We start from the raw sequence: 24,668 nt of genomic DNA, 5'->3' as shown, positions 1-24,668 counted from the left end.
CAAGTCTCTTTAAAATCTGCATATTCGATCGAGCCACCCGCGAATGGGAAATATCTCCCGCAATGGCTACCTTAAGTCCATCGAATTGTCCGAATTCCTCGTAAATTGTCATCAAATCAAGTAGGGATTGGCTAGGATGTTGACCGGATCCATCTCCCCCATTGACGATGGAAGCCGTAATGGTCGGACTCTCAATCAAGGATGTATAATACTCCTCTTCTGGATGGCGAATGACACAAACGTCCACACCAATCGCGCCCATGGTCAAAATCGTATCATAGAGACTTTCTCCTTTGTTAACCGAACTCGTTCCTGCATCGAATTCAATCGTCTCTAATCCCAACTTCTTTTCCGCCATTTCAAAAGACTTATGAGTTCGTGTTGAATTTTCAAAGAATAAATTTGCTACAAATAGTTGTGAATCTCTTTGTACGGTATCTTTATGCTGCTTCCACTCTACACCTCGTCGGACCAATCCAAGCACTTCTTCCTTTGACAAATCTTCCATAGTGACTAAGTGCTTCAATACAACTTGTCCATTTTCGGAAATCATTCAATCCTCCTTTGTTTATCTGACAGAACCTTCGCTTCTCTTTAACTGATGCAACACTGGATTCATCATCCCATCTGCTTCATTCGTTTTCACTAGCCTCTAGATAGACACCATCACACCCATCAATTTCTGTCATTTTTACTGTAATTTCTTCGGAGCGGCTCGTCGGGATATTTTTTCCAACATAGTCTGGACGAATCGGTAATTCTCTGTGACCTCTGTCCACTAAGACAGCAAGACTTACTCGCGCAGGACGTCCATGTGAAACCACATTATCAATCGCGGCGCGAATGGTCCGACCTGTATAAAGAACATCGTCAACCAAAACGACATCTAAATCTGTCAAATCAACTGGTACATTCGTCGTATCCTCGGATGCTTTTACATCATCCCGGAAAGAACGCGTGTCCAACTCTGCCAATGGAAGGTGCACTCCCTCTAGCTGTTCCAAACGTTCTTGAATCCGTTTTGCGATGTATACTCCTCTTGTTTTGATTCCTGCCAATACAATGCGGTCTAATTCCTTATTGCGCTCAATAATTTCATAAGTAATTCGGGTGATGGCCCGCTTCATCGTTACTTCATCAACGATTTCTTTTGATTTCATCTTACATCCTCCTGATATAGAAAAAAAGTCTCCTTTATACAAGGAGACTTCAGTAAAACGAAGGCATGGGAAAAAACCTAGTCTTGGCTGTGAAACTCCTTGTCCGCCTCTCTGGACAGATACTTAAAGGATTTAATTTGTACTTTCATTATACCAAAAGCTTTTCCAGATGAAAAGGATTTATCGGAATCACACGCAAATTCTTTTGTAATCCTCTTTAAAAAACTAGTTTTTTGCTAAAAATCCGAAGAATCAAGGCTTGTTCAGGATGTGTTTTCGTCTTCCAAGTGATTTTAGCAAATATAAGACATATCCTGCCAGTACATACGCGATAAAAATAACGATGACTGATCGAATGACAAACTCCCAACCATACTTTGGCGCATTTAAAAAATAATAGGCAAAATAACCATCTTTCCCATTTGGGATCGGAAAATGAAGTAGATAGCCATTTAATAAAGCAAAAGCAAAATAGCTTAAGGGGATACTTGTCCATAGGAAGGGGTCAAACCAGCGATAAGCCTTTTGTCGATCGAATAACAAAGTATCGAAAAAGAAGTAAAGAGGGGTTATATAATGGCAAATGATATTTTCAACCCTCCAAAAATCAGTGGCCAGTGGACGCAACATGATGTGGTAAATAACAAAGGTGATCATGATCGCCATGGTAACCGCCCCTTTAATCCGTAATAAACGCCCCTCCTGTAGGTCCAAACCTTTCTGCATAGCCCAGACCAGATAGACAGAAAAACCTGCAACTAAAAAATTCGATAAGGTCGTATAATAGGTCAGCATCCCAACACTGTACTTGATGACTTGGAGAATCGGCCCTAAAAGAGCGATCAGCATCATAATCCAGCGGGATATCAAAATAGTCGTTTGTTTCTGCATAATTCCTCTCAAAAAAAGGCTTGACCCAGCAACATACTGTGTACCAGACCAAACACCTCTCATCTTTATATTTTCTTTACAAATTCAGATTTTAATTTCATAGCACCAAATCCATCGATCTTACAATCGATGTTGTGATCACCTTCCACAATTCGAATGTTTTTCACGCGTGTTCCTTGTTTAAGGTCTTTTGGTGCCCCTTTGACTTTCAAATCCTTAATCAAGGTCACGGTATCTCCATCAGCTAAACGATTTCCATTGGCATCGACAGCTACGATTCCTTCATCTTCGCTCGCTACTTCCGCAGGATTCCACTCATAAGCACACTCTGGACAAATTAACATCACTCCATCTTCATAGACGTACTCAGATTGACATTTCGGGCAATTAGGCAATTGTTCCACTTTGTAGCTCCTTTCATTTTATTTTATTCAGTATAGCATGAATTCACACTTCTCGCAAGGTAAGCTCCATCTTCCAATTAGTTCTTCATCAAATCTAGAAAAAATTTACTTTAGTCTAGATCGCAAGGAGGCCAATGTCGTTTGAAAGATTTCTGGTGGTTCTACACTAAATTCGAGAATTTCTTTTGTTTTCGGATGGGTAAATCCAAGGGTTTGCGCATGAAGAAACTGACCGTGCCCTTTTAAGGTTTTCTTCGGCCCATACACCGGATCCCCAGCAAGGGGGTGTCCGATATAAGCCATGTGGACACGAATTTGATGCGTACGCCCCGTTTCAAGCTGCAACTCTACAAGACTATAGCCCTCAAACCGCTCTAGCACTTTAAATCTCGTGAGAGCAGGCTTCCCACTTGCCGTTACGGCTTGTTTTTTACGATTTTTCTCTGAACGACCGATCGGAGCCTCGATTACTCCCCGATCATTGGGCAAATTCCCGTGAACAATCGCCACATATTTGCGAAGCGATTTTCTTTCCTTGAGTTCATCCGCTAAAAATTGGTGCGCCTGATCATTTTTAGCAATCATCAGCAGTCCCGATGTATCTTTATCAATCCGGTGGACAATTCCAGGTCGCAACTCTCCATTAATGCCAGAAAGATCACTCAGATGAAACAAGAGAGCATTGACCAAGGTTCCTGAAGGATGACCGGCTGAAGGATGAACGACCATCCCTTGTGGCTTATTCACGATAGCTACATCCTCATCTTGATAGAGAATGTCTAAGGGGGTATCCTCAGCTTGTATATCTACCTCGACGGTTTCTATTTTTTCATAGGAAATCACATCACCAGCTTGCACCTTGTATTTGGCCTTTTTCACTTGGCCATTGACCATGACTTGGCCAGATTTGATTTGTTCATTTGCCTGGGATCTTGTCAATTCTGAATAGTCTGCTAAGGCCTTATCTAATCGAATCCCATCAATCTTAATTGTTACTTGCATTTTTTTCTTCCATAAAAAGTGTCACCATCAGCCAAATTACACCAATCGTTAAAAAGGAGTCCGCGACATTAAACACGGGAAAATTAATAAATTCTGTTTGAAACATATCGACAACATACCCCCATCTCATCCGATCGATAAAATTACCGATACCACCAGCAATGAGAAAAGATAGGGCAAAAAGGATTGGTAAGTTCCCCTTGATCCGTTTCACAAATAAAAAGATGAAAGCCGGTATCAGCAAGAAAGTGAGGACTAGGAATAAAAATTGCTGATTTTGCAACAAGGAATACGCGGCTCCATAATTTCTTAAATAACTAAGACTGAGAATATGCGGAATAAAAGGTCGACTTTCATTTATAGGAATATTGGACACCACATACCACTTCACCAGTTGATCCAAGAGGACTATTCCAACCATTAAGACCGGAAATCCGATTTTTCTCTTTATCATCTTTTATTTACTTGACTTTCTATTAAAATAATCCTGCATCGCCTCAATAAAATCTAATGCACATTGACTTAGCTCCGCATCTTCTCGTTTCACATATACCATCGCGTTTCCTGTTGGTTCATTCAACGGAACAACTGTGATGCCATGGACACTTTCACTATCTAAAAAACCAGATCCAGTTGCATAAGCATCCGTTCGCTCTAATATGCCATTTAAAGTCGCACGATCCGTCACATCAAACGTCACAGATGAATCTGAAGTATCAAAAAAGTTCTCTGAGTAATACAGATATTCATCCTTTTCTTGGGTAAAACGAACCGTCGGTAATCCTTTTAAGTCAGAAAGTTCAATGACTTTTTTCTTTGTTAACGGATGGTTGGTTCGAAGATAAATATGGGTCTGGAACTCAATCATAGAAACAGCTTCTAACCGTAGTTTCGCTAACTTTTGTTGGATCCCCCGTGTATTGCGCTCATTTAAATAAATAATGCCAAGTTCACTATGTCCCTGAGCGACCTCATCCAAAATCTGAACAGTCGTAGACTCAAATATCCGAAAATTAGGATACTGAGGATGACTTTTTGAAAATTCTGTAATCAAAGGCGGTAGAAAATCATAGTGCTGACTCGAAATGGAAAATTCGACAGCCTCTTCTTCATCATGGAGATAAAGATTTTCAAACGTATCGAAACCCTTTACCAAATTTTGAGCTTTTTCATAAAATTCTAAACCTCTCCGTGTCAAAGACGTTCCCGAGCTTGTTCGATTAAATATCTTAAAACCCAGTTCTTTTTCTAGATCACGTACAGATATGGATAAACTTGGTTGAGACACATACATTTTCTCAGCAGCTTCACGAAAGGTTCCACTATTGGCAATGGCCACAACATAGCGTAATTGTTGAATATTCATAACTAATCCTCGTACATTCTAAGCTCCATTATACCAAAAAAACAGCAAAAAAGCCTGCTAAGCAGGCCTTCTTACCTTATTTTGCGATTGGGTAAACAGAAACTTGTTTTTTATCGCGACCTTTACGTTCAAAGCGTACGACACCTTCGACTTTAGCATAAAGGGTATCATCTCCACCACGACCTACATTAGCACCTGGGTAGATTTTTGTACCACGTTGACGGTAAAGGATTGAACCGCCTGATACAGTTTGGCCATCAGCTGCCTTGGCACCAAGACGTTTTGCTTGAGAGTCACGACCATTTGATGTAGAACCACCACCCTTTTTGTGGGCGAAGAGGTTTAATTGAGCAAGATTCAAGTTTAACATATGAATTCCTCCGATTTTATTCTATGATGACAGTTGTCCAGCGACGCCTTAGGCGTTGATTGCTGAGATAACAACTTTAGTGTAAGGTTGACGGTGACCTTGTTTGCGGTGGCTACCTTTTTTAGGTTTGTATTTGTAGGTTACAACCTTTTTCTGTTTACCTTGTTTTTCAACAGTACCAACAACAGTAGCTCCTTCAACAAGTGGAGTTCCGACAACAGTCTTGTCACCACCAACAAGAACAACCTCGTTAAATGTTACTTCTTGTCCTGCTTCTGCGTCCAATTTTTCAACGTAGATAGCTTGACCAGCTTCAACCTTTACTTGTTTTCCGCCAGTTTTAATGATTGCGTATGTGCTCATTATGCACCTCCTATGGAATGTTTCGGTTTCCCGATAATGTTTGTGAAGACTCGCCTAGTACCGTGGGGCAAACCACTTAAACGGTAGTCGTGCGGTTGCACAGGGTGTGCATAGTCAACGTTAATATGATACCATTCTTACTTGTTTTTTTCAAGCCTTAGCATCTCTTTTTTTCAAAAAACATCACTTACCTTTCCTCAAACATGTGTCTACTCACTAGTCATCTTGATGGGGATCAGGTTCCAAAAGGCTTGGTGCATCATGTTCTCAAATAGGCTTAGAGGACTATTCGGATTGGTTAACATAATCTGATAACGCTCGCTTCCTTCGTAGTAAAAATGCTGAGTCAACTCAAAACCATTTCGCTCATAAAACGCCAGACGTTTCTTCCGTTGTGTCCGATTCGCAGCTTCTTCATTCATCGGCTCAATAGCAAGCATGATGGGCCGCTTTCCTGCATCTTGTCTCAAGTCTTGTAATATTTTTGAACCATATCCTTTGGAATGCACAAGATCGTTTACTGCCAAGAATAAGATAAAATAAGCTTCGGTCGTGGAGAGAACATAGGCAAATCCAACAAACTCTTCATGATTATAATACGCATAGAAATTGGCTATTTTTCGCCAGCTATTTACCACCAAAGGGAAATAAGGCAAGCGTTCATGAGCTGGAAAAGAACGCAGGTACACCTCTCTAACTTCCCGATAGGTCTTTGAAAATAAGCCTACTTTCTGCCTCCTAATTTCCACTGTCTTTCCTCTTGCTATAACAAATCCTCAATCAGGACATCCACTTCATCTGCCCGTTCTTCTTTAGGACTAATTTCAGTGACAAGAATCCCTGCAACCGCCCGTTCTACCAGACCATCTACGTCTAATCGTTCTTCATATTGCAGGACGTTTTTCAGTTTCGGATTGGTTTTGGGCCGATCAGGAGCAAAAATCGTACAGCAGTCTTCAAACGGTTGAATCGAAATGGCAAAGGTATCAATTTTTTCTGCAATGTCGATAATTTCCAACTTATCCATAGTCACAACTGGTCGAATGATAGGGGTTGAGGTCACCGCATTAATAGCCTGCATCGATTCCAGGGTCTGACTGGCTACCTGACCAAGACTTTCCCCATTGACAATGACCAGACCATGTCGCTCTTCACGGATACGGTCAGTAATTCGCATCATAAAGCGACGGGTGAGGGTCATCAGATAAGCTTCGGGTGCCTTGGCTTTGATTTCCTCTTGAATCTCGGTAAACGGCACTTCGATAAACTGGATGTTCCCACCAAAGGCAGTTAATTTCCGTGTCAAATCTTGAGCTTTCTTGAGAGCCCCAGGACTGGTATAAGGCGGACTAGCAAAGTGGACTGCTTCAATATCCACTCCCCGCTTAAGGGCCAAATAACCTGCAACAGGAGAATCTATCCCCCCCGATAACATGAGCATACCTTTGCCAGCAGTTCCAACAGGTAACCCACCTGCCCCTTTAATTTCTTCATAGGAAATATAGGCCGCATCTTCTCGGATTTCTACACGCAGCGTGATATCAGGAGATTTCATCTGTGCTTGGATATTGGGAAGGACATCAAAGACAGCTCCGCCTAGCTCGTGATTGAGCTCACGGCTATCCAACTCAAAAGAATGATCACTGCGCCGTGCTGATACCTTAAAGGTCATCCCTTCCTGATAAATCCCCATCATGATATCCTGCACGGCTTTTTTCAGGGCTGGTACAGACTTTTCGACCTTATAGGAGGGGGCAAAATTTTGAATCCCAAAAATCTTTTTGAGGGAATCTGCGACTGGTGCATAATCTTGCCCATGTAAGTAAACATGCCCCCGGTCCCGGTCCACTGCTACCGTCACCTTTGGATAAAGGACTAGAGCTTCCTTGATATTGTGTTTTAGTTTATTGATGAAACGCATCCGGTTTTTTCCCTTGGTAGACAACTCTCCGTAGCGAATCATAATTTCTGAATAGGTTAAGGTCATTTTTTATTTTCTTTCTAGGAATCATCCTTCTAAACAACTTGATTCCAACTCTTTATCTCACTTTTTCGTCTTTTCGTATACTTGCTTGAATATCGTTAAAAACTGCTCTACTTCAGCCATGTCATTGTCATCATCCAGGCTAATGCGAACTGCTGTTTGAGCAATTTTTTCAGGAATCCCCATGGCAATCAGTGTCCCCGCAGGCTTTCCAGCTTTAGAGGAACAAGCCGATGTCGTTGAAATGAAAATCTCATGCTCTTCAAAGGCATGAACCAGGACCTCTCCCCGGATATTTTTGATGCCAAAAGTTAGTATGTTAGGAACAAAATTCTCCGTATCAGAAAAGATCGTCACGTCTTCATAGCTCGAGAGAGAGCTTAACAAGATTTGTTTCATGGCAAGCAGCCGCTCTTGACTCCTATCAAAGCGATCCAATAGAAGACGTAGAGCTTTTGCTGTCGCTGCAATCCCCGCTACATTTTCTGTGGTGGAGCGCTTATCTGATTCTTGTCCTCCGCCATGAAGAAGAGGAGTGATTTTTTTGCCCTCCTTAATATAGGCAAAACCGACACCTCGGACAGAATGAAATTTATGTCCTGAAAAGGTAGCAAAATCAACTCGATCCGTTAGAAACTCATCCAAAGCAACTTTTCCAATCGCTTGAACCGCGTCCACATGAAAGGAAATTGTTGGCTTATCAGCTAACAAGTCCGAAATAGCCTTGATAGGCTGGATAGAGCCGATTTCATTATTCGCCCCCATGATGGAAATCAAGGTGGTGTCCTCACGAATCAGGTCAGCCAGAGCTCCTACTTGGACAAATCCATGTTGGTCCACTGGTGCAAAATCAACAGTGAAGCCTTGACTTTCCAACCAAAGCGCTGACTCTTTAACCGCAGGATGCTCAATCGCTGATACGATGATGTGTTTTCCGAGATAGGCTTTTTCCAAGGCAACCCCTTTGATGACCCAGTTATCCCCTTCCGTTCCACCTGAGGTGAAAAAAATTTCTCCCGCTTCTTTATCCAGTAAGGCTGCAATTTGCTTGCGAGAAGCTTCTAAAATCCTATTTGCTTGACTCCCCAACTGGTGTAGACTGGAGGGATTGCCCCAAATCTTCTCGACCACTTCCGTGTACGTCTTTAACACTTGTGAATCTACTTTTGTGGTGGCGGCATTATCAAAATAAATCATATTTCTTCCTTCTCTAGACCTTATAGTTATTCTATCACTTTCAAGAACATTGCGCTATAACTGAAATAGCAATCAATTTATCGATAGATTGGACTTTTATCAAAAGAAAAAGGCCAACTTACGTGGCCGAAGCAAATCCACCCTGAGAGAATCGAACTCCCATCTCAAGAACCGGAATCTTACGTGATATCCATTACACTAAGGGTGGTTAGTCTGCAAAGCAGACATAATACGAAACTCCTCACCTCATTGGCGAGGAGATTTCAATTGATGTTTATAATTCAATATCGCCAAACAAATCAGCCATTGAGAATCCAGTTTGAGTTTCTGGAAGTTCATAGTCACGTTTTTCTTGACGACGTGGACGACGTGGACGAGATTGACGTTTTTCTTCGTTGTTTTCGCCTTCAGCTTGTGCTGGACGTTCTTCCAAGGCTTTAATAGAGAGGCTAACACGTTCATCAGCAGCATTTACTTCAAGAACTTTAACAGTAACATCTTGTCCTACAGAAAGTACATCTTTTGGATTTTCAACACGCTTGTGTGAAATTTGTGAGATGTGAACAAGTCCATCAATTCCTGGCAATACTTCAACAAATGCACCAAAGTCAGTCAAACGTTTCACTTTGCCTTCGATTACATCACCAGCAGCAAGTTTTTGTTCAACGCCATCCCATGGTCCAGGTGTTGTAGCCTTTAATGATAGAGATACACGGCCTGCTTCTTCATCAATGGCAAGAACTTTTACTTCTACTTCTTCACCAACAGTAACAACTGATTTTGGCGAAACATTGCGTTCATGTGACAATTCAGTCAAGTGAACCAATCCATCAACACCACCAAGATCGATAAAGGCACCGAAGCTTGTAATACGAGCAACTGTACCCGTAACAACATCACCTTCTGATAATTTACCAAATACTTCTGCACGAGCTGCTGCTGCAGATTCTTCGATAACTTCACGGCGAGAAAGGATAAAGCGATTTTCTGCTGGGTCTACTTCTTTGATTTTTGCTTCAAATTCTTGACCAACAAAACGCTCTGTATTACGAGTGAAACGAGTGTCAATCATAGACGCTGGAATAAATCCGCGAAGACCTTCAAATTCAACAGAAAGTCCACCTTTAACTGCGCGAGTTACTTTTACAGTTACAACTTCACCTTCACGACCTACTAATTTGTCCCAAGCCTTGCGTGCTTCCAAACGTTTTTTAGAAACAAGATATGTAACAGTATCAGTGTCTTTTCCAACTACTTGGCGAAGTACCAACAATTCCAAGCTATCTCCAACTTTTACCAAGTCGTTGATATCTGCATCACGATCGTTTGTCAGTTCGCGAAGAGTAAGAACTCCCTCAACACCAGTTCCAGAAATCGCAACATTTGCTTGATTGGCATCAACTGTCAATACCTCAGCCGTCACAACCTCACCTGGTTCAACTTCACTTACACTGTTCAACAAATCTTCAAATTCGTTCATTATAAAAAAAACCTCCGACAATCAAGCCCCTCGGCTCAACATAAAATAAATTTTTAAGGCATACGCAAGGACAACAAAACTATCATTTACGAGTGAGAAAAATTCTCTACCTTTAACTGGGGTAGCTGGATTCGAACCAACGCATGAGGGAGTCAAAGTCCCTTGCCTTACCGCTTGGCTATACCCCACTGTAATGAATGGAGAGAGAGGGATTCGAACCCCCGAACCCGAAGGAGCGGATTTACAGTCCGCCGCGTTTAGCCTCTTCGCTATCTCTCCAACACTAACAGAAATTATTTTAACACAATAATCCCTATTAGACAAGACTTTAATGATTTAAATTGTAATTTTCTATGAGATAGGCAACTGCCTGTTCCAATTTCTTATAAAAAGCATCCGCTTTTTCATTTTTGACGGTCGCAAATCGACCTTCTCCTAGCTCTGCTATCTCTCCTATGGTTTTTTTCCCAAGGATTAACTGAACTCCCTCATAGGTCTGACCGTCTACGACAACTTGTGCATCTACAATCTGAATTTCAATTTTCTTTTCTTTTTTACTCATTTTACACCTCCCTGTCATTTTACACAAAATGAAATAAGCTTGCAAGTACAAGCTTATTCGCATCCGTTCATTTAATCAACTTTGACAATCCAACCTTCTGGACCTTCAATGTCTCCAAATTGAATTCCTGTCAAGAGGTCATAGAGTTTCTGAGTGACTGGTCCGACCTCAGTCTCACTGTAAAAGACATGAAAATCATCACCGTGTTGCACTCCCCCAATAGGAGAAATAACAGCTGCTGTTCCACAAGCTCCCGCTTCTGCAAATCGATCTAATTGGTCTACAAAAACATCTCCCTCTAAGACGTCCATCCCTAACTCATGCTCCGCTAAATAAAGGAGAGAATATTTTGTAATAGACGGTAAAATCGAAGGACTAATCGGTGTCACAAAGACATTATCACGCGTAATCCCAAAGAAGTTTGCAGAACCAACTTCTTCAATCTTTGTATGAGTAGCAGGATCAAGATAGATCACATCTGAAAAATTTCGCTCATGAGCGATATGCCCTGGTAACAGACTGGCTGCATAATTTCCACCAACTTTGGCGGCACCCGTTCCATTTGGAGCAGCCCGGTCGTACTCATCCTGAATGAGGAAATTTGTTGGTGTCAGACCACCCTTAAAGTAGTTTCCTACTGGCATCGCAAAAATCGTGAAGATATACTCATCTGCAGGATGAACACCAATATTTTCCCCTACACCAATCAAGAGGGGACGTAGATAAAGAGTCCCTCCAGAACCGTAAGGAGGAACATAGTCCGCATTGGCCTTGACAACTTCTTTGGCTGCTCGGATAAATAGATCCGTTGGAACTTCTGGCATCAATAAGCGTCTTGCTGTACGTTGCAAACGTTCAGCATTTTGATCTGGGCGAAACAGCTGAATCGAGCCATTTTTCGTCCGATAAGCTTTCAATCCTTCAAAAGCCTGCTGACCATAATGAAGCGCCGGGGAAGACTCAGAGATATGAAGGGTAGCATCTTCTGTCAGCCCCTGTTCTTGCCATTGGCCATCCTTCCAATGAGCCAAATATCGGAAGGGTAATTTCATATATGAAAAACCAAGGTTTTCCCAATCAATTGTTACTGTCATACTGTCAACTCCTTTTATTGCTTCCTATTCTACCTCTTTTTATGATGGATTTCAAGGAATTTTTAGAAAATTTTAAAAATTTGTTTTTCTTAATTTTCTATTTCCATTCTACAAAGGAGGACAAGCAAAAAATCAAGTTGCTAAGAACGAATGTTGCTGATTAGGCTATAGAATCTGTTCAAATGCTTGGTAAACTGACCAGGAAGCGTTTGGAGTTCGCCACCAAATTGTCGTTTGAAATTGAAGTTCCCCTGCCCTTTACGCGCATCATCAGTCTCAATAGTGCCATAAAAATTAAATCGCTCCACTCCTTGATGAAAGGCAAACTGAATCATATCCCAATGCAAGAGGGTCGCTCCACCAAAATTCATATAACGTTCGTCATTTCCCCCTGAGAAACTCACCACTTCATTGTCCGTACAGATGAAGAGATAAGAAGATAAGGGCAATTTGTCTCCTTCTATCTCCATAGCTATAAATTGTTCTTTTCGCTTATAATAGGAGTTCAACTGATCTTGAGCATCCGCAATCTGCCCTTTGGTTCTCTTTTTTTGAAGACCGTTTTTTAACTGATCAATCAACGTTTCAAAATGATCAATCTGTTGACTGAGATAGTCTTGATATTCCTGACAATCAAGGTAGGCGAGCATAAATTTCGCTTGATTCCCAAATGATTCTTTTATTTTTTGAAAATAAGATAATTCTTGAACAGCGAATCCCTTTCGTTTTCCTGTCTCCTGTAAAATCTGGTAAAATTCATCCAGTCGATTGTCCGGTAATTCTTCAACCTTAACGGCCAAAGCTGAAAACTTTTTTAAATCCCGTTTCAAAGAAGGCGAAAACGCTTCGTGAATGTCCTCAACTGAAGAATAAGAGGACAGATTCTTTACAAACATGGTATTGACAATCGTGGATTGCATGGGATCAAAGGAAGCTTTATAGCCAAGCCCTTGTATCGCTTCTCTGGTTGCTGAGAGCTGATTGTCCAACAATGGCTCCAAATCTGCTGTTCGAACGGTTTCAATCGCATAAGGATAAAAGCTAAATGTCGCAACCTTCTTCTTTCGGAGGTAGCTTTCGATCGCAAGCAGTACTTCTGTGACAAGCTGGGGATTATCAAAGGCCATCAAAGGTCCATGCAAGGCTAATGCTTCTGTAAAGAAACGATGGCGTTTACGATACACCAGAATGACTTGACCAATGATTTCCTGGTCTCCTTCACGGTATATCCCTAGGGATTCTACAGCAGAAAAGCGATTCGTTCTTTCTTGGACAGTCATCATCTGAGCAGATTGTAAAAAATTGCTGGCTGGGTATTGGTCTTGTAAGTGTTGAAATGTTTCTTTGTTCAGTTCTTTTATAATCATCGTATCACTTCCTCTATCAATATCCTTTTCATTATACTTTAAAATCATCAGAATAAAAAGTAGAATCCATTTCCTATCCTGACCAAAGAAGGGATCTTGTTCAGACTGGTACTTTCTATTCTAGCTCGGAATAGACTATTCTATTTCTAAAAAATGAATAAGCTGCATACAAAAAAGGCCAGAAGCAACTTGATTCCCATCCTTTAAAAGACAAAAAGAGAGTGGGACAGAAATCGGTCATTCGTTCGAATTCGATTTCGTCGTCCCACCTCCGCACAGTTGAGTCGGGCTGTAAAAGCTGATGAAATCAGCCTAGTAGAGCCCACTCAACCACTACGTCTTGCTCGACAATCCAAAAACAATTGAGAAGCTAGGACTTTTGTCCCAGCCTCTCATGGTTTTCCACAGAAGGGAGGATTGTCAGGATTTTTTCCTATATAAGCTCCGCCACTCGCCTCCTCTTATTTCATTGTTTAACTTGCCAGTAGTTTTAAAAGTTCATCATAGCTTGCAACTTGGTAGGTCGGTAAGGCTTGACTCGTATTGTGAAGATGATTGGGATTATACCAGACGCTATCAATCCCTGCTTGATTCCCCCCAGCTATATCCGCGGTTAGAGAATCTCCAATCATGAGCGCAGAGGATTTGTCAAAATCTGGAATACACATTGCCAATCTTTCATAAAAGAGGGGATGAGGCTTTTGGCTCCCTAACTCTTCAGAGATAAACAGTTGCTTAAAATAAGAGGAAATGTCAGAATTGGCAATCCTTCCTTTTTGAATCGTTGCAATTCCGTTAGTCGCTGCAAATAATTCGTATCCTTGTTCTTTCAGGATTGCTAAAAGATTAGAGGCTCCTGGATAGGTTTGACCTTGGCATGATAGAAAGTCTTGATAACGTTCAGCCAACTCCACCCCATCCTTTTCTATCCCAAAATGCGCAAACAGTCTAGCAAAGCGGCTATTGACTAAGTCTTTTTTACGTATTTTTCCTTGCTCTAAATCTCTCCAAAGTCCTTTGTTCATTGGGATATAGAAGTCTTTATAAGCTTGAATCTCGCTCACCCCTTGCTCCTTTAAAAGTTGCGTTAAAGCGATATCTTCAGCTGCATCAAAGTCTAATAGAGTATGGTCTAGATCAAATAGCAAGTATTTATAGGACACCGTCATGTTCTTCCTTTCCAGGTCAATCGGGATAGGACCTCCCAAGTATTCATGATTTCATTATATCATAGGAGGAGTTAGGATAGTCTTTTTTCAGTAGCATTCGAACAATATACAATTTGATGGACTTTCCTTATTCTAAACTAGCTCACCAATAGGCTTTCATCCTAAAAATGAACTTTGAAAAATCATTTAGGATAGTCTTTCTAATCAGGGAGTCCTCCTTCAATTCCTCTTTCGATTTTGATGACAGAATCCATCTCATTTGGAAGTGGATAGGTAAAGTGGGGAACGTCTCCATACTGGGCAAACAGCATATCCGGATACGTAGTGGTGGTCCAACTGTTGGAAATACATACCTCACTTCCATCATGAAGAAAGGACATTCTTTTCACTTCAGCTTCTGTTATTCCTGGTAAGGCCAAAGGTCCAATCGGTTGTTCAAAGACGTGGGCATAAATTGTGCTGCCTTTTTGCGTATAGTAACCCCATTCAGGCTTAGGCAAATTCACTAATCCATTCTCATAAATCGCTTCGCCATACTGCTCCAGCCATATTCCAATTTCTTTCAAAATTTCGCGGGCAGCCTTTGGAAATTCTCCTAATGCGTTTGGACCAACATTTAGAATCATATTCCCTCCTTTACTGACACATTCCACAAGCTTTCGAATAAAGGTCTTTGGCGATTTATAGGCAAGGTCTGTCGGATTATAAGCCCAGCTATTGTTCATGGTCAGACAAAGTTCCCAAGGTACAAGATCTCCCTTACAATTTCGAATGCCTTGATGGGGTAAAATTTGCTCTGGACTCACAAAATCTCCTGAATAGGACTGGATGTGGTCCGTAACGAGACTGCCAAATCCTTCACCAGAAGCTTCCAAGCGATTGTCGACAAGGACATCTGGTTGGTATTTTCTGACCATATGTATGAGTTCTGACGCTCTCCAATCTTCCCCTTTCTTTCCTTCATACGAAAAATCAAACCACAAGATATCCAATTTCCCATACTTGGTTACAAGCTCTTCTACTTGATGATGCAGATAGCTCACATAATGGTCGAAATCAACGTCTTCATCCTTAAAATCAGGATGGTTTCTCATCGGATGATACGGGTCACCATACTTAGGATAGTCTGGATGATGCCAATCAAGCAGGCTGTAATACAGTCCGACTTTGAGACCTTCTGCTCGGACTGCCTCCACAAACTCTGCGACCAAATCACGACCAATCTTAGTGTTCGTAGCTTTATAGTCTGTATAAGCTGAATCAAACAGACAAAAGCCGTCATGGTGCTTGGCAGTTAATACCATATATTTCATCCCCGCGGCCTTTGCTTCTTTTGCCCATTGCCTCGGGTTGTAATGGGTTGGATTGAAAGCTTCAAAGTAAGGTTGGTAATCTTCGATGCTTAAAGATTGATGGCTCCGAATCCATTCCCCTTTTCCAGGAATCGCATATAAGCCCCAATGGATAAACATCCCAAAACGTGCGTCTCGAAACCATTTTGTCCTGCGGTAAATACTCTCCAAAGTCTGTTCCATGGTCATTCTTGATCCCCCTTATCCTCCTACCCTTCACTTTCGGTTCCTCTTTTAGTCTGGATAGCTAGATGAAACCAGGAGGGTATATTTGTAACTAGTTCTCTACACTTATTGTAAATTGACAAATAAAATATGCAAGTGATGAACACAAGATCGAAAAAGGTTCAAAAAAAGATGAAGAATTGTTCAAACTAAGCGATTGTGATAAAATAGAATAAAACGCTTACAAAGAAAGGGAACTATGACACGACAAGATCGGCGAGAAGAAATCATCGCACTCGTTAAGAAAAAGAAACGAATTCCTATTCGTGACTTGGAAAAAATGACCTTTCTCAGTACATCAACTCTAAGGAGAGACTTGATATACCTGGAGGAACAAGGTCTTCTTAAAAGACGACACGGAGAAGTTCTCCTCCAATCCCTTACAAGCACTGACCTTTCCTATCACCTTCGGGAAAATACCTATAAGAAAGAGAAAAAATATATTGCATCAATAGCCAAGGATTTTATCGGCCCTGGCCTCAGTCTCTATCTTGATTCAAGTACGACAGTATTTGAACTCTGCCCTTATATTTGTAAAATTGAAAATCTCATTGTCTTTACAAACGGCTTGTCTATTGCAGAATACCTCTCCGACAATGCCCACCCGTCAAGTAAAATATTTCTGACAGGTGGCCAAATTAAGCCGCATTCTGCAACCGTTTTAACCCCTACTGGTGACAGCTCTTTTTGGGATCAATTTAAAATTGATCTGGCTTTTTCTTCAGCACGTGGTATCGACTGCCATTTTGTCTACGAAGCTTCAATGAGACTTGGACTTTCAAAGAAAGATATGCTTGCTCGATCAAAGGACGTGATTTTACTTCTTGATCATTCAAAATTTTATCAAACAGCTTACTTTAAGCTAGATCCTCTCGAAAACTATCGTACAATTATTTCGGACCAATATCCTGATGACCCTTTATGGACGAGCGTGGAAGAGCTGGGCATCGAATGGCTGGCTTGAAATGAAGCACTTGATCCTGAATCTATCTGTTGATCTTTTTTGACCATACGAAATAAAGATCACAATCATCATTTCTGCAAATAAAAGCATGCAAAAATCACCCCGACTTTATCCAAACAAGGTGATTTTGGCATGCTTTTCTTTGAATCGAATTGGACTGTGCAACCGGCTTCTTCTGTGGTCCATCGTGCGACAGATAGAGCCTACACTTTCTTTCTTAGTCTTTCTACAAACAGATAGGCGGCTGGACAGGTCAAGGTATTTTTAATGGTTAAGTGATTGATTTGATAAAATTTCTTTCGGTCCGTATGAGGGAATGCCTGACAAGCTTTGGGCCGTACTTCATAGATAGAGCAAAGATTATCTCCTCCTAAAAAGGGGCAGGGCATCGATTGAAAAACCTTGTCTCCGTCCTCATCTACCCGAAGAAATTCTGCTTCAAAAGCTGGTAATTTCATTTTAAAATACTTGGCAATTCGTACAATATCGGCTTCTTTGAAGTCTGGACCAAGTGACTTGCAACAATTGGCACAAGCTGTACAGTCAATTTCTTGAAAAACCTGTTGATGAATTTCCAAGGCTATTTTATCTAAATTCTTGGGCGGTTTTTTCTTTAAACTGGTTAAGAATTTTCGATGTTCCTTTTGTTTTTGGAGCGCCAAGTGATGGTAATATTCTAAATCGATTTCCTGTTTCATCGTTCTATCTTTCTAAAAGTTTACTGCTATTATACCACAGCCTCTGCCATAGTTAGCAAATCACTCAAAAAAGAATCGAACAAGTAAGAGCTTTTCAACAATCAAAGAAAATCTTAGAGACAATCGCTACACTTTAAAAATACCCGTAAAAATCACGTCTAACGAGACCACTGTAGACCCAGTTAATCAGAGTCACAAAATCAAAAACTGGTAGACCTGTTGCCCGTTGGATGGCAGTAGCATATGGTGGTAGGTCACTACATTCCAGTAAAATCGCTCCAATTTCAGGATGTTCTTCTTTTAGCCCTACTAAAATCCGTACCAAATCATCAGACAATTCCTGATGATCCAAATAAGTCTTGTTGTACCGAATAGGGGCAAAAGACGGAAGCGTCCCTACTTCTTGTACGATTAATTGATCTATATCAGCCTTTGCTTTCGCAAAAAATGCACGATTCGCCCCTTCTCCATCGGCAACCACTACAGCTGTTTTTTGTCCTTCTTTTAAGCCCATCTGAATAAGAGGAAGTTGCAAGACACTAGAAAGATAGACTGGGACTGAAACAGCTGCCTTAATCTGCTCCTGAAAATGATTAAAATAACCACATGCACCAACAATGGCCCGAACACCCTGTTGTTCCAACCGCTTTGCGGCAGCAAGTATGATCTTCAATATTTCAGGTTTTCCTTGGAACAAGTCTTCGATCTCGATTTGTATCACCTCATAAGCTACAGGAAAGGAAAAAGTGGTTGCATTCGCAACATTTCCCGGTAACTTAACATAATCAAAATCAATCGTAATAATGCCAATGGCTACCCCGGCAATGGGAGAAGGAGCGACTTCATGTCGCCTTGCTAAGTGTTGGGGTCCTTCTAAACTTCCTCTATAATGCATCATAACCCTTTCTTTTCAATAAACTGTCCATTTTCCAAGTAATCTAGCGTTTGTTCCTTGTCTAAATGCGCTAAATCCAAATCCTCTAGAGTTAGACCGGATTGATAAAAATCCCGTCCCGTCATCACAGAACCTAGGGTAATCATCGAATCAATGACAGGCGTTGGCACACCGTATTTTTTACCCAATTCATGATAGAGGTGGCAGCCTACCGGTACATCTTCTGTCACATAGCGGTCCTGAATCGAGAAGGGACCCGTTCCATAGGCCATCGGAAATTGCTCATCAAAAGGAACGATACAATCATCTCCCATATACTCTGGGCCCAAAATACTTGTTCTTGATAAGAAGTTTTTCTTCGGATAGCGCAAAAGATCAACACCGATCGCTTCAGCCAGCTGAACCTGTTCCAGGTAAAACGCATACTGAACTTCAGCCACAGACTCACTATAAGCATGCGAATAAATCGAATACTGGTATCTATCATTTCCACCAAAAATTCTTCCAAAGTTTTCCATGACACTCGCACCAAGAATCGTTCCCGGACAATGCAGGACCGGATTGACATTTGAAAAGCCAATATCCAGAACCGTTTTCCCTCCAGAAACGCCATCCCCCTCCGTGATTGCATCAAAACTTCCGATGGCTTTGGAACTTTCAAGAAAAACTTCTTGGTCTGTAGAAGGAAGACTGGCCCCGCGAAGAGAGATAGCACGGTATTTCAGTTCCATTTTGGATGTCAAGACACCCCCTTCTTTGATAATGCGAGCACCATACGGAGCACTTGTCCATCCTCCTACGATAACATTCTTATCACAGTTTAATTCTCGCATTTTTTTACGAAGTTTGAGACTTCCAAAGTTGTCCGGAATAATGTGGACAATCATCCCATCTTCAAGGACAGGAATAAGTCGTTCGAAAAAGCTATCATGAGCTAGAGATGGAACTCCGACAATGATAATCTTTGCTCCTTTCACAGCCTCAGCGATATCTGTTGTAACGAGATCAAAGAAAGCTTGTCCACTGCGCTCAAAGCCGTATAGACTGTTTTGTTTTCCACCGAGCGTAATCCCAGTTTTTTCAATATTTTTCAAGGTAATAGGTGCGAACTCTGGTAATTCATATAGGTGGACCTTGTTTCCGGCTAATACAGAATCTGCCCCGACAGCCTTGCCTACTGCTCCTGCCCCTAAAATCGCAATCGGTGCAGCTTTTAATTCTTCAACAAATGTCATGATTTCTCCTTCTCTCATCATTTTGTGATGACACGCTTTCTTTTTAAAGTAACACAAAATGAAAGCCATCACCAATATATATTTCAAAAGACTTCTTTTAAAAAAACTATCAAAAAAAAGACAGCCCAAACTGTCTTTTTCATTTTATTTTTCAAGTCACTATTCAAAGTAGACTCCATCCGGCGCCAAATACTTCTCATCTCTTATAAAGAAGAAAAACATCTCCCCAAGAGTTTGAATCATGATGATTTCCAGAAAAATCTCCCTCTTCTCAACCAATGAGACATTTATTCCTCGTCCATGGACAAGACGCTGAGAAAGGCTTCTTGTGGGACTTCAACTGACCCGATAGCTTTCATCCGTTTCTTACCAGCTTTTTGTTTTTCAAGGAGTTTGCGCTTTCGAGACACATCTCCACCATAACATTTGGCTAGGACATTCTTGCGAAGAGCCTTGATATCCGTCCGCGCCACAATCTTTTGACCAATCGCAGCCTGGATAGGCACTTCAAACTGTTGACGGGGGATGATTTTCTTAAGTTTGTCTACGATCAGTTTGCCTCGCTCGTAAGCAAATTCCTTATGCACAATAAAGCTAAGAGCATCAACTTTGTCCCCATTGAGCAGGATATCCATCTTAACGAGTTTAGAAGGCCGGTATTCTGATAATTCATAATCAAAAGAGGCATATCCTCGCGTTGAAGACTTGAGCTTGTCAAAGAAGTCAAAGACGATTTCTGCTAACGGGATTTGATAAATGACATTGACCCGATTATCGTCAATGTACTCCATGGTCACAAAATCACCACGCTTCCTTTGAGCAAGCTCCATAACAGCTCCCACAAACTCTTGGGGTACCATAATCTGTGCCTTCACATAAGGTTCTTCGATGGTCTCAATCCGTGTCGGATCAGGAAACTCTGACGGATTGGAGACTTCTACCTGCTCCCCGTCCGTAGTATTGACATGGTAAACTACTGACGGTGCCGTCATGATGAGGTCAATGTTAAACTCTCGCTCCAATCGTTCCTGAATGACATCCATGTGAAGAAGTCCTAAGAATCCACAACGGAAGCCAAAGCCCAATGCTTGTGAGGTCTCCGGTTCAAATTGCAAGCTAGCATCATTTAGTTGTAGTTTTTCTAGGGCTTCCCGCAGGTCATTGTACTTATTGGACTCAATCGGGTAAAGACCCGCAAAGACCATCGGATTCATTTGCTTATAACCGTGAAGAGCTTCGCTAGCTGGATTGTCTGCTAGGGTGATGGTATCTCCCACACGAGTATCAGCTACCGTTTTGATGGAGGCTGCGATATAACCTACATCTCCTGTCGCTAGCACATCGCGACCCACAGCCTTAGGCGTGAAAATCCCAACTTCTGTCACATCAAAGGTCTTTCCGTTGGACATCATCTGAATCGTGTCACCCGGCTTAACCATCCCATTAACGATGCGGACCTGGAGGATAACCCCACGATAAGCATCGTAAACTGAGTCGAAAATCAAGGCTTGTAAAGGCGCTTCTACATCTCCCCCTGGGGCAGGCACTTTCTCCACGATTTGCTCCAGGATCTCCTCAATCCCGATCCCTGCCTTAGCAGAGGCAAGAACTGCCTCCGAAGCATCCAATCCAATCACCTCTTCAATCTCGTTCCGAACCCGCTCTGGATCAGCTGCTGGAAGGTCAATTTTATTGATAACTGGAAGAATTTCTAAATCATTATCCAAGGCTAGGTAAACATTGGCTAAGGTCTGGGCTTCAATCCCTTGGGCAGCATCCACCACCAGCACTGCTCCCTCACAGGCGGCTAAGGAGCGAGACACCTCATAGGTAAAGTCTACGTGTCCCGGCGTGTCAATCAAATGAAAAATATACGTCTCACCATCTTTTGCCTGGTAGTTGAGCTGAACAGCATTTAGCTTGATGGTAATTCCTCGCTCTCGCTCCAAATCCATGGAATCTAAGAGCTGGGCCTGCATCTCCCGACTGGATACGGTCTCTGTCTGCTCCAAAATCCGGTCAGCCAGGGTTGACTTCCCGTGGTCAATATGAGCGATAATAGAAAAGTTGCGAATCTTTTTCTGGCGTTGTTTGAGTTCATTCATCGTTGGCATATAATTTCCTAATCTCTGTCCTTCTAATTCATTATCATGTAAAAACCTGTTCCAACCCTTTGATTCTGAACAGGGCTTGTTTCTCTCCTTGCTTCGAACTGTAGGAGAGTCTCTGTCTTATCTTCTTATTATACCAAAAGTTTAAGGGAAAACTTTCCTTTTCCTCTTATATTCCCAGAAAAGTTTTGCAAGGACGCTTTGTCTTTCTAGAGATAAGAATCTTTGTCGGAATCGTTCAAACACTACTCCTATTTTTATGACGAAATTTGTCCAATTTTTGCCAAAACTAAGGCCAAGTAGCACGCACCCACCTATTCCTGTCCAACTCCATTTCATCCTCATCCGTTATGGACTTTTCTTAAAGAAAACTGATATCAGCTTGTTTTAAGAAAGGCTCGATATACTAAGACCATCACATCAAAGAAATGAGGAAAGACTATGAACTATCTTGTCATCCCCGCATATGAACCAGATAAACAGCTGGTACAATTAATTCAAAAAATAAAAGAAAAAAGCAACTTTGACATCATTGTAGTAAATGATGGAAGCTCAGCAGAAAAACGAACCATTTTTGATCAGATTGAACAGGATGCCCATGTCATCCACCATCAATCCAATCAAGGAAAAGGGTATGCGTTAAAAACGGCATTTCGCTATATTCTGTCTACTGGAAAATTCGGAACTGTCGTGACGGCAGACGCAGATGGCCAACACAAAATTTTTGATATCCTACGTGTTGCCAATGCATCACAATCCAACCCAAATACGTTAGTCCTCGGATCTCGAAATTTCACTGGGAAAGTCCCTTTGCGCTCAGCATTTGGAAATAAGTTGACCCGAAAACTATTCAAACTCCAAACAGGAGTTGCTATTACAGATACCCAAACAGGGCTTCGTGGCTTTACCACCAATATGCTTTCTTTTCTCTTAGGCGTTGAGGGAAATCGCTACGAATACGAGATGAATATGCTTTTGTCTGCATGTAAAGAGTATCCAATCCTTGAGGTTCCAATCGAAACAGTTTATATCAATGACAATGAAGGGTCTCATTTCAGACCAATCAAAGATGGGCTTATGATTTACAAAAATATGTTAAAATTCGCCTTATCCTCCGTTGGGAGTTTCCTGATAGACTACCTCGTCTATGCTATTTGTCTTGCAACCTTGACATCTTTCCCTATCGGTTCTCGTATTTTATTAGCCAATACCATTGCACGGATCGCTAGCGGAATCTTTAATTATACGACGAATAAACGTCTGGTATTCAAGAACAATGATTCCCTAGCTAAAACAGGGACAGGATACTTCACCCTTGCCTTCGTACTCTATGCACTTGATACCCTCCTCATTCGAGGCTTTTACGCAATATTTGGCATCAATCTGTTAATTGTAAAAGTCATCGTCGGACTCCTCTTATTCTTTGTATCTTGGATGGTACAAAAGAAAATCATTTTTAAAGAAAGGCCAACTCCAACTCATGAAAATTTTTAAGAAATCTTATGTTTATGCCACTTGCTTCGGTATTCTATTGTGTGGTTCCTTTAGTTATAGTATGTTAAAAACATTTGTTCTCTCAAACGCCATTACCACTGTATCAGTAGCAAGTACCGACTCCAGCACTGCCAAAGCTGCGACAGCAAATGCAACGACGAGTGATACTAGCTACAAAGATGAGAACATCCAGATCACTTTAACAGAAAAAACAGTTTCCAATACTCAGGTCTATATCGCGGATATCACTGTTTCTTCACCCGAATACCTCAAAACCGCTCTGGCTCAAAACACTTACGGAACCAATGTAACAGCAAAAACTTCTGTCACTGCTGCTAATAACAATGCCATTCTAGCTGTCAACGGGGACTACTACGGCGCAAACGAATCCGGCTATGTCATCCGAAACGGGGTCGTCTATCGGGATACCGTAAGGGAAAATTCCAGCAACGGGGACTTAGCAATCTATAAAGATGGATCTTTCAAAATCATTTATGAAGATCAGATCAGTGCAGATCAACTAGTGTCCGATGGTGTAGTGAATCTATTGGCCTTTGGACCAGCATTAGTTGAAAATGGAGAAATAGCTGTAGATACGAACTCAGAAGTCGGTCAGTCAATGTCGTCCAATCCTCGGACAGCTATCGGTATGATTGATAGCAATCATTACATTATCGTCGTTTCGGATGGTCGTACGTCTGAAAGCGAAGGACTCTCCTTGTACCAACTGGCTGAAGTAATGAAGTCTTACGGTGCAACGACTGCTTATAACCTTGATGGAGGAGGATCCTCTACTCTTTACTTCAACGGTCAGGTTATCAACAATCCAACAACGAATGGTACTATTTCAGAAAGGGCGGTGAGCGACATTGTCTACATCGGTTACTAATCCATACAAACAGCGCTTCAAAAAAAGCTTAATAACTTATATTCTCGTGACGGTCTTTCTTTTTATCGGAAGTCGCATCTACGAATCCTTTAGTTTTGGAGAAACATCCCTCTTCATGCACTACTTGTTTCTTGTTCCTTTGATTGGTGGACTCATCTTCTCAATCATCCAACTTTTGATTCCTAATCTCTCTCGAATTACCTTTAATTTATGGAATTCTGGCCTTGCAACCCTCACTGTTGGAATGCTGTACCGTGGAATCGTCAATCTTTCAGGACGTTATACCACACTTGACCTCCCTTATTATTACGTAGGGGCAATCTTCCTTATCCTCTCTCTGATTAGTTTATTTTTTATCAGAAGCGTCTGGACCAAGTCAAACAACTCTTAAAAAAA

Annotated in this window: 25 protein-coding genes, 3 tRNA genes, 1 pseudogene and 1 other annotated feature; of the genes and pseudogenes, 4 read left to right on the top strand and 25 right to left on the bottom strand. The window is 41.5% G+C overall.

Annotation, left to right across the window (positions count from 1 at the left end; translation table 11 throughout):
• From STRDD13_RS01720 to STRDD13_RS01620, 21 genes and pseudogenes are all read right to left on the bottom strand, one after another.
• Positions 1–553: pseudogene (locus STRDD13_RS01720) on the bottom strand (aspartate carbamoyltransferase); the annotation flags it as partial.
• 79 nt (positions 554–632) lie between these two features.
• Positions 633–1,160, bottom strand: coding sequence for a bifunctional pyr operon transcriptional regulator/uracil phosphoribosyltransferase PyrR (gene pyrR, locus STRDD13_RS01715; protein WP_067101055.1), 528 nt, complete (start codon positions 1,158–1,160; stop codon positions 633–635).
• Positions 1,161–1,412: 252 nt separating this feature from the next.
• Positions 1,413–2,051: a Pr6Pr family membrane protein gene (locus STRDD13_RS01710; RefSeq protein ID WP_067103142.1), complete on the bottom strand. Its 639-nt coding sequence runs from the start codon at positions 2,049–2,051 to the stop codon at positions 1,413–1,415.
• 65 nt (positions 2,052–2,116) lie between these two features.
• On the bottom strand, positions 2,117–2,455 hold the full coding sequence (locus STRDD13_RS01705) for a zinc ribbon domain-containing protein YjdM (protein ID WP_067101052.1): 339 nt from the start codon (positions 2,453–2,455) through the stop codon (positions 2,117–2,119).
• A 105-nt stretch (positions 2,456–2,560) separates the two neighbouring features.
• On the bottom strand, positions 2,561–3,457 hold the full coding sequence (locus STRDD13_RS01700; protein ID WP_067101049.1) for an RluA family pseudouridine synthase: 897 nt from the start codon (positions 3,455–3,457) through the stop codon (positions 2,561–2,563).
• The gene (lspA, locus tag STRDD13_RS01695) at positions 3,441–3,908 is read right to left on the bottom strand and encodes a signal peptidase II (RefSeq protein WP_067103140.1); all 468 of its coding nucleotides are present in this window, start codon (positions 3,906–3,908) and stop codon (positions 3,441–3,443) included. Before lspA ends, STRDD13_RS01700 begins: the two co-directional genes overlap by 17 nt.
• Positions 3,909–3,914: 6 nt before the next feature.
• Complete coding sequence (locus STRDD13_RS01690) at positions 3,915–4,823, bottom strand: LysR family transcriptional regulator (protein ID WP_067101046.1); 909 nt, start codon at positions 4,821–4,823, stop codon at positions 3,915–3,917.
• Positions 4,824–4,899: 76 nt separating this feature from the next.
• Complete coding sequence (gene rpmA / locus STRDD13_RS01685) at positions 4,900–5,193, bottom strand: 50S ribosomal protein L27 (RefSeq protein ID WP_018167286.1); 294 nt, start codon at positions 5,191–5,193, stop codon at positions 4,900–4,902.
• 48 nt (positions 5,194–5,241) lie between these two features.
• Complete coding sequence (gene rplU, locus STRDD13_RS01680) at positions 5,242–5,556, bottom strand: 50S ribosomal protein L21 (RefSeq protein ID WP_067101043.1); 315 nt, start codon at positions 5,554–5,556, stop codon at positions 5,242–5,244.
• Between the two features lie 36 nt (positions 5,557–5,592).
• Positions 5,593–5,663, bottom strand: a sequence feature (ribosomal protein L21 leader region).
• A 102-nt stretch (positions 5,664–5,765) separates the two neighbouring features.
• A complete protein-coding gene (locus STRDD13_RS01675) occupies positions 5,766–6,305 on the bottom strand; it encodes a GNAT family N-acetyltransferase (protein WP_067101040.1) in 540 nt (179 codons plus the stop codon).
• Between the two features lie 14 nt (positions 6,306–6,319).
• Entirely contained in the window at positions 6,320–7,543 is a 1,224-nt protein-coding gene (thiI, locus tag STRDD13_RS01670; RefSeq protein ID WP_067101037.1) for a tRNA uracil 4-sulfurtransferase ThiI, read from the bottom strand.
• A 57-nt stretch (positions 7,544–7,600) separates the two neighbouring features.
• Positions 7,601–8,737, bottom strand: a complete 1,137-nt coding sequence (locus STRDD13_RS01665) for a cysteine desulfurase family protein (RefSeq protein ID WP_067101034.1) — start codon at positions 8,735–8,737, stop codon at positions 7,601–7,603.
• 136 nt (positions 8,738–8,873) lie between these two features.
• Positions 8,874–8,945 (bottom strand) — tRNA-Arg (locus STRDD13_RS01660).
• A 66-nt stretch (positions 8,946–9,011) separates the two neighbouring features.
• Positions 9,012–10,217 carry a 30S ribosomal protein S1 gene (gene rpsA, locus STRDD13_RS01655; protein ID WP_067101031.1) on the bottom strand — a complete coding sequence of 402 codons (1,206 nt, stop codon included), beginning with the start codon at positions 10,215–10,217 and terminating at the stop codon, positions 9,012–9,014.
• A 116-nt stretch (positions 10,218–10,333) separates the two neighbouring features.
• Positions 10,334–10,405: transfer RNA gene (locus STRDD13_RS01650), tRNA-Gln, on the bottom strand.
• 10 nt (positions 10,406–10,415) lie between these two features.
• A tRNA-Tyr gene (locus STRDD13_RS01645) sits at positions 10,416–10,496 on the bottom strand.
• Positions 10,497–10,545: 49 nt separating this feature from the next.
• Positions 10,546–10,779 (bottom strand): DUF2969 domain-containing protein, encoded by a 234-nt coding sequence (locus STRDD13_RS01640; RefSeq protein WP_067101028.1) that lies wholly within the window; start codon positions 10,777–10,779, stop codon positions 10,546–10,548.
• A gap of 71 nt (positions 10,780–10,850) precedes the next feature.
• On the bottom strand, positions 10,851–11,873 hold the full coding sequence (locus tag STRDD13_RS01635) for a branched-chain amino acid aminotransferase (RefSeq protein WP_067101025.1): 1,023 nt from the start codon (positions 11,871–11,873) through the stop codon (positions 10,851–10,853).
• Between the two features lie 140 nt (positions 11,874–12,013).
• Positions 12,014–13,240, bottom strand: coding sequence for a peptidoglycan bridge formation glycyltransferase FemA/FemB family protein (locus tag STRDD13_RS01630; protein WP_067103138.1), 1,227 nt, complete (start codon positions 13,238–13,240; stop codon positions 12,014–12,016).
• Between the two features lie 473 nt (positions 13,241–13,713).
• Positions 13,714–14,403, bottom strand: a complete 690-nt coding sequence (locus tag STRDD13_RS01625) for a pyrimidine 5'-nucleotidase PynA (protein WP_067103136.1) — start codon at positions 14,401–14,403, stop codon at positions 13,714–13,716.
• A gap of 206 nt (positions 14,404–14,609) precedes the next feature.
• The gene (locus STRDD13_RS01620) at positions 14,610–15,944 is read right to left on the bottom strand and encodes an alpha-L-fucosidase (protein ID WP_067103134.1); all 1,335 of its coding nucleotides are present in this window, start codon (positions 15,942–15,944) and stop codon (positions 14,610–14,612) included.
• Between the two features lie 241 nt (positions 15,945–16,185).
• Here STRDD13_RS01620 and STRDD13_RS01615 point away from each other — a divergent pair, with 241 nt between their 5' ends.
• Positions 16,186–16,950 (top strand): DeoR/GlpR family DNA-binding transcription regulator, encoded by a 765-nt coding sequence (locus STRDD13_RS01615; RefSeq protein WP_067101021.1) that lies wholly within the window; start codon positions 16,186–16,188, stop codon positions 16,948–16,950.
• 203 nt (positions 16,951–17,153) lie between these two features.
• Here the strand turns inward: STRDD13_RS01615 and STRDD13_RS01610 are convergent, their stop codons facing one another.
• The 4 genes from STRDD13_RS01610 to lepA form a co-directional block, all read right to left on the bottom strand.
• Positions 17,154–17,648 (bottom strand): YkgJ family cysteine cluster protein, encoded by a 495-nt coding sequence (locus STRDD13_RS01610; RefSeq protein WP_067101018.1) that lies wholly within the window; start codon positions 17,646–17,648, stop codon positions 17,154–17,156.
• Positions 17,649–17,781: 133 nt separating this feature from the next.
• The gene (locus STRDD13_RS01605) at positions 17,782–18,546 is read right to left on the bottom strand and encodes an aspartate/glutamate racemase family protein (RefSeq protein WP_231852538.1); all 765 of its coding nucleotides are present in this window, start codon (positions 18,544–18,546) and stop codon (positions 17,782–17,784) included.
• Positions 18,543–19,778, bottom strand: coding sequence for an NAD/NADP-dependent octopine/nopaline dehydrogenase family protein (locus tag STRDD13_RS01600; protein WP_067101015.1), 1,236 nt, complete (start codon positions 19,776–19,778; stop codon positions 18,543–18,545). Before STRDD13_RS01600 ends, STRDD13_RS01605 begins: the two co-directional genes overlap by 4 nt.
• A 287-nt stretch (positions 19,779–20,065) precedes the next feature.
• Positions 20,066–21,892 carry a translation elongation factor 4 gene (gene lepA, locus STRDD13_RS01595; RefSeq protein ID WP_197457136.1) on the bottom strand — a complete coding sequence of 609 codons (1,827 nt, stop codon included), beginning with the start codon at positions 21,890–21,892 and terminating at the stop codon, positions 20,066–20,068.
• 438 nt (positions 21,893–22,330) lie between these two features.
• Here lepA and STRDD13_RS01590 point away from each other — a divergent pair, with 438 nt between their 5' ends.
• From STRDD13_RS01590 to STRDD13_RS01580, 3 genes are read left to right on the top strand one after another with little or no spacing between them, the layout of a single operon-like run.
• Positions 22,331–23,383, top strand: a complete 1,053-nt coding sequence (locus tag STRDD13_RS01590; protein ID WP_067101011.1) for a bifunctional glycosyltransferase family 2/GtrA family protein — start codon at positions 22,331–22,333, stop codon at positions 23,381–23,383.
• Entirely contained in the window at positions 23,370–24,272 is a 903-nt protein-coding gene (locus tag STRDD13_RS01585) for a phosphodiester glycosidase family protein (protein WP_067101007.1), read from the top strand. The genes STRDD13_RS01590 and STRDD13_RS01585 overlap by 14 nt, the downstream gene beginning before the upstream one ends.
• Complete coding sequence (locus STRDD13_RS01580; RefSeq protein ID WP_067101004.1) at positions 24,253–24,663, top strand: hypothetical protein; 411 nt, start codon at positions 24,253–24,255, stop codon at positions 24,661–24,663. Before STRDD13_RS01585 ends, STRDD13_RS01580 begins: the two co-directional genes overlap by 20 nt.
• Positions 24,664–24,668: the final 5 nt, after the last annotated feature.

Origin of the sequence: Streptococcus sp. DD13, from assembly GCF_001578875.1 — a bacterium.
GTDB lineage: Bacteria > Bacillota > Bacilli > Lactobacillales > Streptococcaceae > Streptococcus.
The sequence above is the reverse complement of the archived record's forward strand: the minus strand, read 5'-3'. Positions and strand labels throughout refer to the sequence as shown.